General features: G+C 41.2%; 12 protein-coding genes and 1 riboswitch. Of the genes, 7 read left to right on the top strand and 5 right to left on the bottom strand.

The genetic code is table 11. From position 1 onward, the window contains the following. The first annotated feature begins 21 nt into the window (after nucleotides 1-21). A riboswitch (cobalamin riboswitch) is annotated at nucleotides 22-196 on the top strand. Between the two features lie 59 nt (nucleotides 197-255). The 6 genes from IB67_RS02145 to IB67_RS02120 all read left to right on the top strand — a co-directional run bounded on the left by IB67_RS02145 (nucleotide 256) and on the right by IB67_RS02120 (nucleotide 6456). Continuing rightward, nucleotides 256-1155, top strand: coding sequence for an ABC transporter substrate-binding protein (locus tag IB67_RS02145; RefSeq protein ID WP_072758358.1), 900 nt, complete (start codon nucleotides 256-258; stop codon nucleotides 1153-1155). Between the two features lie 2 nt (nucleotides 1156-1157). Then, complete coding sequence (locus tag IB67_RS02140; protein WP_072758356.1) at nucleotides 1158-2162, top strand: FecCD family ABC transporter permease; 1005 nt, start codon at nucleotides 1158-1160, stop codon at nucleotides 2160-2162. A gap of 85 nt (nucleotides 2163-2247) precedes the next feature. Continuing rightward, nucleotides 2248-3174, top strand: a complete 927-nt coding sequence (hflK, locus tag IB67_RS02135; protein ID WP_072758354.1) for an FtsH protease activity modulator HflK — start codon at nucleotides 2248-2250, stop codon at nucleotides 3172-3174. Beyond that, nucleotides 3171-4019, top strand: coding sequence for a protease modulator HflC (gene hflC / locus IB67_RS02130; protein WP_072758352.1), 849 nt, complete (start codon nucleotides 3171-3173; stop codon nucleotides 4017-4019). The genes hflK and hflC overlap by 4 nt, the downstream gene beginning before the upstream one ends. A gap of 125 nt (nucleotides 4020-4144) precedes the next feature. After that, entirely contained in the window at nucleotides 4145-4897 is a 753-nt protein-coding gene (locus IB67_RS02125; RefSeq protein ID WP_072758350.1) for an ABC transporter ATP-binding protein, read from the top strand. 26 nt (nucleotides 4898-4923) lie between these two features. Then, the gene (locus tag IB67_RS02120; RefSeq protein ID WP_339746095.1) at nucleotides 4924-6456 is read left to right on the top strand and encodes a permease-like membrane multi-spanning protein; all 1533 of its coding nucleotides are present in this window, start codon (nucleotides 4924-4926) and stop codon (nucleotides 6454-6456) included. 61 nt (nucleotides 6457-6517) lie between these two features. On the opposite strand, the gene IB67_RS02115 is transcribed toward IB67_RS02120, so the two are convergent. Then, nucleotides 6518-7453 (bottom strand): DUF4382 domain-containing protein, encoded by a 936-nt coding sequence (locus IB67_RS02115; protein WP_498875411.1) that lies wholly within the window; start codon nucleotides 7451-7453, stop codon nucleotides 6518-6520. A 152-nt stretch (nucleotides 7454-7605) separates the two neighbouring features. Between IB67_RS02115 and IB67_RS02110 the strand changes: the two genes are divergently transcribed. After that, entirely contained in the window at nucleotides 7606-7878 is a 273-nt protein-coding gene (locus IB67_RS02110) for an SHOCT domain-containing protein (protein WP_498875410.1), read from the top strand. A 122-nt stretch (nucleotides 7879-8000) separates the two neighbouring features. On the opposite strand, the gene IB67_RS02105 is transcribed toward IB67_RS02110, so the two are convergent. From IB67_RS02105 to IB67_RS02090, 4 genes are read right to left on the bottom strand one after another with little or no spacing between them, the layout of a single operon-like run. Beyond that, entirely contained in the window at nucleotides 8001-9197 is a 1197-nt protein-coding gene (locus tag IB67_RS02105; protein WP_498875409.1) for a glucoamylase family protein, read from the bottom strand. Nucleotides 9198-9220: 23 nt separating this feature from the next. Further along, nucleotides 9221-10501, bottom strand: coding sequence for a glucoamylase family protein (locus IB67_RS02100; protein WP_498875408.1), 1281 nt, complete (start codon nucleotides 10499-10501; stop codon nucleotides 9221-9223). Nucleotides 10502-10544: 43 nt separating this feature from the next. After that, nucleotides 10545-11468, bottom strand: a complete 924-nt coding sequence (locus IB67_RS02095) for a carbohydrate ABC transporter permease (RefSeq protein WP_498875407.1) — start codon at nucleotides 11466-11468, stop codon at nucleotides 10545-10547. After that, nucleotides 11465-12331, bottom strand: coding sequence for a carbohydrate ABC transporter permease (locus IB67_RS02090; protein ID WP_498875406.1), 867 nt, complete (start codon nucleotides 12329-12331; stop codon nucleotides 11465-11467). The genes IB67_RS02095 and IB67_RS02090 overlap by 4 nt, the downstream gene beginning before the upstream one ends. Nucleotides 12332-12337 lie beyond the last annotated feature (6 nt).

Raw genomic sequence — 12337 nt, 5'->3', positions numbered from 1 at the left:
TGTAGTATAATACGAAATAAGAATAACCTCCCTTTACACACTCAAGGGAAGACCGGTGAAAATCCGGCACGGGGCCGCCACCGTAAGTGGGGACGAAACCTGCAAAGTGCCACTGGCTAATTCTTAAAAGGCTGGGAAGGCGCAGGGAGTAGGATGATCCACAAGTCGGGAGACCTGATGTGTAGAGGAAGGTATGCCATCCACCACGACGCCTGGGGATGGCAACAAATTTTTGCAAAGAGGGAGGGTTTTGCTATGTTTAGGTCTGGAACACTGAGAAGGTTTTTAGCACTTTTTGTACTCTTAAGCACTGTCTTATCCTTAGCGATAGCAGTCGTAGACGATGCTGGACGTATCGTTAACATCCCGATGCCACCAAGAAGGGTAGTATCCGCAGCACCGAGCGCAACAAGATACTTGCAGGCCCTTGGACTTGAAAACAGAATAGTTGGAGTCACAGCATGGGATAATTACAGAAAGGCTGAAAACATCGGAAACATGGTACCACTGAACATTGAAAAGATTTACTCGCTAAAACCAGATATTGTGTTCACATTTGGCGGATTCCAATTTCCAGAAGTTGAGAAACTTGAGAAAGCAAATCTTACTGCATACGTTCTCAATGCAAACACATTGACTGATATCATAAAGGCCGTTGGACAACTCGGCGCAGTTTTTAACATTAAGGCTAAAGCTGACAAAATATCACAAGAGTTAAGAGACAAGATGGCTGAAATGGGACAAAAGACATCAAAAATACCATTAGAAAACAGGCCAACTGTATTCTTCACGATAACAATTCCAGATGAAAAAGCCAAAGAGCTCTGGACCGCTGGTACTGGTTCATATGTGAACGAGCTCATCGTTATCGCTGGTGGAAGGAACATAGCGGCTCCTTATTCAGGAAACAACGGCTGGCTTTCAGTCAGCTGGGAATGGCTTGTTAAACAAGATCCTGATGTTATTGTCATTGGCGGTTATGGAGATCCAAAAGAAATTGAAAAAACAGTGAAGAACCATTCAATAATGAAAAACCTGAAAGCAGTTAAGAATGGAAAGGTCTTTGTAATTGACGGAGACGAAATTAGTCAGGCAGCACCTCATGTTTTTAAATACTTGGATATATTCTACAACTTCTTCTACGGAGGAAAATAATATTGACTAAGTTAAGGGTTCTCTTAATCAAGACAGGGAGATATCTTCTCCCTGTCCTTTTCTTATTTGTTTTTCTCATCAATATCTCTTTTGGGACGGTATATGTTAGCCCAATCAAAGCCATAAAATTAATAAACTCAGACTCTCCAGAAAGCTACATGCTCTGGCACTTAAGACTTCCGAGGGTCTTAATGGCAACGCTCACAGGTTCAGCACTGGCACTTGTAGGTAACATATTTCAAGCGATAATGAAAAACCCACTTGTTGACCCATATCTTATCGGAACGTCTGCTGGTGCAAGTTTCGGTGCTCTTTTAGGCATATACTTCATTGTCAACTCTATCGCTCACGTGAGTATACCAACAATGAGTTTCATATTCGCAGTAGTAGCATCTATGCTGGCTATAGCACTTGCGAGAAAGGGCAACATAGTCCCTACCGTACATTTAGTCCTAAGCGGTGTACTCGTGAGCACTATGTTCTCGGCAGGGAGCATGCTCCTTTTGAATATAGCGAATAGATCACTCGTAACAGGCCACGTCTGGCTTTTTGGTTCTTTTTCCGGAATCACATTTACTGATATTGTGCTACCAGCAATTTCTTTAACAACTCTTGCCGTACTATCGATGATGATGAGCAGACAGCTCGATGCAATGGTACTTGGCGAGAAAGAAGCGAAGAGTTTGGGAGTCAATGTTGAGCTTCTAAAATGGCTCTTTTACTTGCTTGGTGCGTTCGTTACCGCAGCTTTCGTTTCAAAAACAGGAATTATAGGATTTGTTGGATTGATAGTCCCGCACATGGCACGAACGTTAGCTGGTCCGAAACACAGGAACAACATCGTTGCTACCATTCTCTTAGGTGGCATGCTCATGTCAATCTGCGATACATTAGCCCGTACATTGCTCAACCCCGTTGAAATCCCTGTTGGAATAATCACCTCCCTCATAGGTGCACCGTTCATGTTCGTTCTGCTCAAATTGAAGAACGGCAATAAGAATTTCTGAGCGTTCTTCAAGAGTCTTTCACACCTGCTTTTTTCCAAATGCGTGGTATAATGATTTTGAACATACAAATAGAGAGGTGACAAACATGAGCACCAAAAGAAGTACTATCTTGCTAACTATTTTAATCGTACTTGTAGTTATTTATTTTGGTACGGGGGTCTATCAAGTTGGTCCTTCAGAAGTTGCTTTAATCAAGACCTTTGGAAAGTACTCACATACCACAGGACCTGGTATACACGCACACGCACCTTATCCATTCCAGTCGCACGTCATAGTCGACGTTCAGACTGTGAGGAAACAGGAAATTGGATTCAGAACGGTGAGACCAGGTCAATATGCCAGCGAAGAGGAAGAAGCCCTGGCTCTAACAGAAGATGGAAATATTGTCTCAGTTGAGGCAGTAGTTCAGTTCCGAGTAAGTGATCCTATCAAATTCGCATTCAAGGTTGATAATCCTGAAGCGCTTGTCAAATTCTCTACAGAATCCGCGTTAAGAGAGCGCATCGCAAGAAGGACCGTTGATGAAATATTGACTGCTGAAAGGGATACAGTCTCTTCGGAGGTCCGAGAAATAGTCCAAAAACTTCTCGACAGTTATGACGTAGGAATCTATGTGATTAATGTACTGCTCCAGGAAGTTGTTCCGCCTGCTCCAGTGATTTCTGCTTTCGATGATGTAAACAACGCCAAGCAAGATAAGGAAAGATACATCAACGAAGCTTTAAAATACGCAAACAACCTCATTCCTAAGGTCGAAGGTGAGGCTAAGAAGATAATCCTTGAAGCGGAAGCATATGCACAAGAGAAGATTCTCCAAGCCACCGGTGAAACACAAAGATTCTTGAGCATCCTCAACGAGTACAAGAAAGCTCCAAAAATCACAGAAACAAGGCTCAGAATAGAAACACTCGAACAGGTATTGCCAAAAGCGAGAACTATAATAACATTGGATGATTCTCAAAAAATCACGTTCCTCAATCTCGACAACCTGTTAGGTGGTGGTTCAAAATGAAAAGGATTACGACAATAATTTCTGTAAGCATTTTCGCAGTAGTGATATTAATTCTGGCAGCTTTATCGCTGTTCATCGTAGATCAAACTCAATATGCCATAGTGTTGCGATTTGGAGAGATAAGACGCGTTATTTCCGAACCAGGCATATACTTTCGTTCTCCATTCATCGACAACGTCGTTAGGCTGAGTAAAAGATACTACATCTACGATATTCCTGTTGAAAAGATAATATCGCTCGATAAGAAAACAATGCTTGTAGATTCATATGCGATATGGAAGATCTCAGACCCCAAGAAATTCATCGAATCGGTCAAAACACCAAACTTAGCACTATCAAGAATAGACGATGTTATCTACTCTGGCCTGAGGAACATACTCGCGAAGCTCAATTTCGACGATATAGTGACGGGCGAAAGGCAGTACTTGTCGGCTATAACTAATTTTGCCCGAAAGAACCTCTCCGAATTTGGCATTGAAGTATTGGACGTGCGAATTAAACACACAGACCTTCCAAAAGAAAACCAGCAAGCGGTTTTTGAGAGAATGAAGTCGGAAAGGCAGAGCATAGCCGAACTTATCAGAGCAGAAGGACAAAAAGAAGCTCAGAGGATTAGGGCGGAAGCCGAGAAGCAGGCAACAATAATTAAGGCACAAGCAATAAGCGAAGCAGAAAAGATAAAAGGAACAGGTGAAGCCAGTGCAACACAAATCTATGCTGAGTCATTCGCACGAGATAGTGAATTCTACCAACTGTTGAGAACCTTGGAGAGCTATAAGAAGATAATTCCAGGAAGTGTAGTAATAGTAGGACAAGATCTAAGAATACTTGAGGAGATGCAGTAATGTGCAAAACGAATTTTAAAATCTCACACAATATACTATGTGATTTTTTTAATTTGACATTCTGACCTTTTGAGGTAGAATTTTATTAACTTAATATTTCGCACATAAGGGGGTACAAATACTATATGTCCGGGTTAGCAATACGTGCTGCTGGTCTTGTAAAAAAGTTCGGGGATTTCACCGCTGTAGATGGTGTAAATCTTCAGGTCAAACATGGCGAGATATTTGGTTTCCTTGGTCCTAATGGTGCAGGTAAGACAACTACTATAAAGATGCTCACTGGAACACTCAAGCCAACAAGTGGTAAAGTGGAAATACTTGGACTTGATATGAAGGATTATGATGTTGAGATAAAGCGGAGAATCGGTATTGTGCCAGATGAACCGAAGATTTACGAACATCTCAAAGGATACGAGTTCCTTGATTTCATAATTGCGATATATCGATTAGACAAAAAGCAGCTCGAAGAAAGGATAGATGAGCTATGCGGTGCGTTCGGGGTAGATTATCTTTCAAAACTTGTCGGCGAAATGTCGCACGGTATGAAGCAAAAACTCATGCTCATCTCTGTTTTGATGAGAAAACCAGAAGTGCTGTTTTTAGATGAACCAACTGTAGGTCTTGACGCAAAGAGTGCTCGAATACTTAAAGAACTGCTTAGAAAATACGCGAGTGAAGGAATGACAATCTTCATGACAACACACATACTTGAAATAGCCGAAAAGATGTGCGATAGAGTTGCGATAATAAACAAAGGGCAAGTAATCGCCGAAAGTTCTGTCGCGGAACTGAAAGAGAGCTACGGCAAGTCATTGGAAGATATCTTCCTATCGCTCACCGCCACTGACGATATACAAGAAATTGTTGAAAACCTCTGATTTCGTAGCGAGCGAAGGTGAAACATATGCGAGAATTGAGTATATTGTTCAGATACGTTGGACTTAACCTTATGCAGCAAAATGCACAACGAAAATCAAAAAGAAAGGAATCTAACACGTCAAGAAGCCAAGGGTCAAGATATATCATTCTCCTTCTATTTTCCACTCTTCCAATGGCTATATTTATTTATTTATCAAATTATCAGATTTACAAAGCACTATCAGCATTTCCTGATGTTGCTAAGGCTTTCTATTTTCTAACGATATCGATGTTCTCGCTCTTCTACGTCGTAGGGTTTGTTGGAACAGGGATGTACGCATTCTCGAGAAACGAAGATGTGGAATTCCTCCTCACTTTACCGATAAGAAGGAACGTAATCACTCTGTACTATTTACTTGTCACTCTTTCTAGTCAAGCCTTCACGCTTGGTTTTTTTGTAGCGTCAGCCCTGGCATATGGTATCGCAGTTAAACAGAATGTCTTGGCTTTCATACTCCAAACGTTGCTCCATTTAATATTTCTCTCAAGTGTCTCTGCCCTATTTGCAGTTCTCTTTGGTGGGGTAACATCGAAGAGGTATCTCAGAATACTTAACACGGTGATGATACTGTTGCTCGTATTCATATACCTTGTTTTTGTGAGTTTGCAAGACGTGGACTTTTCAACTTTAGGTGAGAACCAGAATATAGTAAAATTACTATCTTTTGCAAATTCCAAATACAACGTCCTAACATGGTCATATTCTGAAAACGTCTCAATCGTACTCGCAGTTGGCATTCTTTCTGTAGGCTCTCTATTCCTATTTTGGAAGTTGGCAGGAAAGGTCGGATTTGAGAATATACGCAAAAAGAGTAAAGAGAAAAAAGAATATTTCAAAAAGAGCTCTTACTCTTCCAGAATGGGCGGTGTACTTTGGAAAGATACTAAATTACTTGTCAGAAATGAGCAGTTCATCTTCTTGATTCTCTACCCTGCAATCTTTTCACTTTTCATGTTCTTCACATCGAGCTCTTCAATAAGTGCGCTCACGCCATACATCGTAATAGCTGTGCTTTATTGTGCAATAGAAGCAGGTATACTGACATCGAACGAAATCCAATACAAATCTGTAGTCAAGGCATTCCCAATTAGGCCTAAGAACCTCATATTGCCAAAGCTCATCATACCTGTATTCATTAACATCTCGGTGTTTGTAGCTATCACTATCATCGCATCGATAATCAGAAAATTCTCAGTTCAATCTCTGATTTACGTAGCCATATCTGTGCTTTTATTCATGCTCAGTGCATTGATAGGTTCTTACTACAGTATCAAAAGTCCAGGTAAGGCGAAGAACCAGCCGTTCTCGGTTGGTGCGACGTTCCTAATAGAAGGAATAACCCTCGGCCTTGCGTTTGGCATCATCTTCCCGCTGAACTTAATCATAATGAGGGCTAAACTTGAAGGAATTAAGATGGTTTTAAATTGGCTACTCTTAACTGGCTCAGGAATTGCATTGGCAGTCTTGTTTGCTGTGTACTATAAGAAACTCAAAAATATACTTCTAAGCGAAGAGTGAGTGTAAATTTAAAAATAAAAAGCCCAGCGATATGTGCGCTGGGCTTTAATTTTTGCATTTTTTATTTCTTGATTGTCAGATGGAGTTCCGTGTATGCAGTATCATCCCCATGCTCAAACGTCGTCGATGTCGCCTCATTAACTGTGAAAGTGACATCTGTTCCTTCGTAAGTAAAATCAATATACCAAACAACAGCCGTATAAGTGCCTTTTTCATGCTTTCCGAGGTAGAACTTTCCTTCATTTCTTAAAGGAATCATCTTCAGCACAACAGGTGTTGCCGATGTGTCGGTTCCTTCATACAATCCTATCAACAAAGGCTCCGTTGGGGTTGAGTCGTTAATTTTCACATCCCCATAGATTGCCCACAACTGTTTCAATGCACCTCTCCACCTGTAAGCAATCCTTGGGACAAGCATATAATCTCCGCCCTTTGTTTTTACAATGCTCCTTGTCCAGTCAATGCTGAGGACGATTTGAGACTCATCGTTGACAACTTGCCAGTTCAAGTTCTTAAGAACTATTCTTTTGCTCCCGGCTGGAATTTCAACTGGATAGTCTGTACCATTAACAGTAACCGTAGCCTCGGTTATCTCAAATCCAAGAGCCAATATCACAGACCCCTTAGGCACGTCAAATGTTAACCAGCTCAGCTCAGTAGCGTCAAGCGTTGTAAGGTCAACAACTTTGTCCACAGCCGTAGGTGTAGCCCACTTGTTCTCACCTGGGTTTGTTGAGTATCTATACGAGAACTTGGAGACTTTCACGTAAAGGTGCTCGATGTTCTTAACCCATGGTGCTTCTTGCCTTGACTGGGTACCAAGGATTTCCACTCCGCTGAATTTTTGAGGTTTGACTGTATCTCCACTTTCCTCAATACCAGATGATAAGACGACAGAAACTTTCGATGTTCTTGGTTCAAGAAGACTCAAAGGATTGCAACTGAAAAGCACAAGCATGGTTAATACTATACCAAAAACAAAAATCATCTTTTTCATCCGTTCCACCTCCTATTATTAAGGATGTCACGAATATTATACTACAACCATAAACTTAAAGAAACCTTAGAAAAAAGCAAAATGATATTCTAAGGATTTTCTAAGAATTTGGGTGTAGAATATAATTGCGATTCTGAATGGAGGTGATAAATATGATGCGTTGGTGGTATGGATTTCCCGCTTTTGGTGCAGGTTGCGCTGGTGGATGGTTCGGAGCACTTTGGTGGCTAAGACCAGTAATTTCTTTCGGACTCTTTATATTGGCAGTGTATATAATCTACAGGTTGTTCTTCGCTAAGGGAGTGTTTTTGAGACATAAGCCAGAAGCAATCCAAATCTTAGACGAAAGGTTCGCAAGAGGAGAAATCACAGAAGAAGATTACAGGAAAATGAAGTCGCTTCTGGAAGAAAACGAACGCAGATAAAAGATAATACTGAGAAACGATAAAGAACTACCCCAGTACCCCCTACTTTCCCCTCCCAGTGGAAAGAAGAAATGCCCCCGGCACACAAGCATGGGGGCGTTTTTGTATTCAAAACTCTATTATTAACACTCCGCCCTTTTAAAACCAATCAATTCGAGTCCCTTTTGCACATATTTGTTCTTCATAACTATATCCCAAATCATTCCTGTTTTGTAATTTTCAATCATCAGGACTTCTATACCTTTGTCAATACCTATATACATCTTAGAAACCCAATCTTTGTCGAGATTGTATGCGTCTTTAAAACCATACTCTCCCCAGAGCTCAGGAACGTTCTCATAGTAATATCTTACAGTTTCTTCCACGATTTCTGGGGTGAAAACTATTGAGCCTATCGCCCCGCAGGGAGGAACGGTCCCATCTGTTCTGTGTTGTGTGTTGTTATTTGCAGATGGTGGTGCACCAAAATCTCCCCTGTAACCTTGCGGTGAATCGCAGGCTGTCAAGCCCCATGACTTTTCATGCAAGGTTTTGTAATGATCGTGCATATCTTTACAGAACTCCCAGTTGGCGAGCGTGGCCCTCACCGAATTTTCAAACCAATTTATACCGTCTTTGTCAACAATGTTTCTGAAGTCGATCCACGCATGCGAGAATTGATAAGTGAAAAGAGAGCCTGTGTAAGTGTATATTAATTCGTAATCTTTGTATTTACCAACTTTTCTTTCAAAAGAGTAGTACAGTGACGAGTCAATTGGATGAGTTGGTGAAGCCGCTCCAAGTATGTACATAATCAATTGTTCGGCGTATCCGTCCCAGCTGCCGAAAAATCCCCTCTCGTAAGTGTAGCCCATATAATACTGGTTCTTACCCTTATCAACGTACCATGGAAAATCTACACGCGCGTATATGTCCTCAAAAATACTGTAAACATTTCCTCCGAAATATTCTCCAACCGTTAAAGCTCCCATCAAAAATAGTGCGGTATCGATGACGGATATTTCCGATTTCCATGCCCTCTTACCATCTTTCATGTTTACGAAATGTATAAAGAAGCCATTCTTCTGCTCAACGTTATCTCTAAAAGTCTCGAGAGTCTTTAAAGCCCTTATGTAACCATCGTTTCTTGAAACCCAACCACGTTCAACTGCAATCGGTATGGCACTCAAACCAAATCCAACTGACGCGATACTTGAGACAGATCTTTCTAAGATGTTATCTAATATCAGTCCGTAACCTTCATCTGTCTGAGATACTTCGTTCCAAAAAAAGTTAAACGATAATCTCTGCTCTAACTCAAGGATTTCGTTTGGTTTCATTGCCGAAATGTCCTCCCATTCCTTCAATTTTTCTTATAAACAAATCCCAAATTTTTCAGACCATCTTTAACATATTGAATATCCATAAAAACCTTCCAGACAATTTCGTCTTTGTAATTCGCAATCATCAGCAAAGTGATACCTTTGTCTATCCCTATATAGTCCGTTGCATACCAGTTCAAATCCAAGTTAAACGAATCTTTGAGTCCATACTTTCCAATGAGGCTCGGCAATTTGTAATAGTTCCCTACAGCCCACATAGTTTCTTTTGGGGTAAAAACAATCGATCCGAGTGCTCCAGCAGGTGCTAACGTTCCGTCTATTTGATGCACTGTGCTGTTATTCCCGGACGGTGGAGTTCCAAGAAGGCCGTTGTATCCCTTTGGCGTGTCGCACGCTGTGACACCCCAACCAATTGTAAAACTTTTGTACTTTTGTGAATTATCTATACAATAATTGTAATTTGCAAAGCTCGCTCCAACAGAATTTTCGTACCAATTCACTCCAAGTTTATCATACCAATTTCTAAAATCTATCCACGCGTGGGAATACTGATATGTGAAAAGTGAACCGAACCAAGAGTGTATGAACTTTTCGCCCTTGTAGCTACCGTAATTTCTCTTAAATGAGTAATAAACGACTGGGTCTATTCGGTACTTCTCATTCGGAGTTCCAGCTCCGAGAATGTAGAGCATGAGCTGTTCTGCATAAAAATCCCAGTATCCTTCAAATCCCTTTTCCGGATAATACGCCATGTAGAAATAGTTCTTCGTAGGATGAACCATCTTGTTCCAGTTTATGCGTTCATAAAGCTGTCTTGCCTTATCCCAAGCTTGTCCTCCAAAATACTTCCCGGCGGTAAGCACACCGCACATCAATATTGCTGTATCTATCGTTGATACTTCACTGTTCCAAGCACGTTTTCCTGTGTTGATGTCCAAAAAGTGGTAGAAAAACCCATTGAAATGATCAAGTTTAAGTAGAGTTTCCAAAGTTCCAAGTGCTTTTTTATATCCATCTTCCTTCGCTATCCACCCTTCCTCCACGCCAATTACAAGCGCTGTCAATCCAAATCCCGTTGAAGCGATGCTCGCAATCGAAGGATTGCCTGGATACCTGTCGCGTACCAGACCGTAACCAGGACTCTTTTCATTCCAGTTCGTTTGCTCAAGGAAGTACATGAAAGAGCCTTTGTACTCCTGCATTAGTACATCAGGCAGAACATTCCGAGCGAACGTTGATAAGCTCAGAATTACTAATAATAAAAATAAAACAAAAATGCTTTTAGTTCTAAAGGCTACCATTTTCTCACCACCTTCAACCAATGGTTAACTTATTATCGATATTTCATTCACCCGTTATTCCCGTTCTGTCTATACTCTCAACAAACCAGTCTTGCGCAAAGAAATAGATCAAGAGCAAAGGTACAATGCTCAAGAGCGTGCCCGCCATGACAACTGCCTCATTTATCGTCCTGCCTGTAGCAATGCCGGGCGTTGCTTGATATATCCTTCTGAACGTATCTTCGAATCTTTGAAGTTGCAGCGGCAGAGTCGTCCACTTTTCGCCCAAGTACAGCGCCGTAATAACCGTATCGTTCCAGTACCACACAAGCGAGAACAAAAACGATATCAGATATGCCGGCACAGCGGAAGGTGCGACGACTTTGTAGAAAACGGTGAAGGTTGATGCACCATCGATTTTGGCTGCCTCCTCAAGCGATTTTGGGAACATGTTGAAGAATTGGTAGAAAATAAGAATGAATATTGCACTCCTGATTCCTTGCGCAAACGTTGCGGGCAAGACCAACGACCATATCGTGCCGAGAAGATTCAAATCCTTAAACATGAGGAACTGAGGAATCATAGTTACTTGTGGCGGTAATATGAAAGTGGCAATAGCTATCGCAAGAAGGATATTCTTTCCTGGAAATTTGAATCTCGAGAATCCGTACCCCACTAACGATGCTGAGAACGTTTGGAGTACAGACGGCACTACTGATACAATTATCGTTTGAATAAGCACGTTTGCATAGTCTAAAACCTTAGCCGCATCTTTGAAATTGCCTGTGTACAATTTGGTAGGAATCCACTTCACTAAGGGGTTAACTAAATCTGAAACATCCATAAAACTGTAAGAGAGCATGTATATAACCGGATATACGAAGACGAATCCGATGAGAAGCAACAGAAAATATGTACTCGCAAGCTGAACTGAATTGACAGCTCTCTTCTTAATCAAGAGCAGTTCGTACTTGTTTGTCTTGCTCATGACACCCTAACCCTCTTTCTGTATATAGACGCTATCAACACAAAGATACCGATAACTATCAAAATTGCGAAGAAGTAGATCCAAGAAAGTGCAGAGGCATAGCCCAACCCTCTTTCCGGTCTGTACATATCTACAAGTATTTTTTGTATTATAGGGCTTGTTGCGAATGTGGATACAGTGACGATAGTGTAGATTATGTTAACAAGCGTAAAAGGTGCGAGAACTGGCATAGTTATCTTCCAAAGCATCTGCCAACTTGACGCTCCGTCAATTTTTGCCGCTTCGTACATGCTCTTGTCAATTTTTTGCAAACCTGCAAGGTAGATGAGAATCTGAACGCCAGAGTACCACAGTATCATTATAAATCCTGAAATGAACATCCCTACCACCCTTGCAAACGCAGGTGGCAGGCTTGCCTGCAAATCTTGTATGAATTGGAAATTAGCCAATCCGGAGAATGTCATCGCACCTTTATCTATAAGTTTACTAAAAACAGGACCGCTCGATATTACAACTGGTAGGAAATAAATCGTTCTGAAAAATCCCCTGCCCTTTATGTTCATGTTCAAAAGCAAGGATGTGACAAGCGCAAAAGATACGATAATCGGTACAAAAACAAGCATCTGCATGAAGTAATCTATAAGAAGCTGTGGATAATTTACGTCCGTCAAAAACGCATCTTTAAAGTTTTTTAATCCGACGAAAAACGTCCTCACACCCTCGGCTGTCACTTTCACCTCGTTGAGGCTGTAATAGAAAGTTCGTATCAGCGGTATTAAAGTAAAAATCAAGAAACCTACGATCCAAGGCGAAACAAAAATTAATCCCTTTATAGCTTCGCGCGTGCTGAGTTTCAATTTCACAGAACC

The organism is Fervidobacterium riparium (genome assembly GCF_025370035.1).
Taxonomy (GTDB): Bacteria; Thermotogota; Thermotogae; order Thermotogales; family Fervidobacteriaceae; genus Fervidobacterium; species Fervidobacterium gondwanense.
The sequence above is the reverse complement of the archived record's forward strand: the minus strand, read 5'-3'. Positions and strand labels throughout refer to the sequence as shown.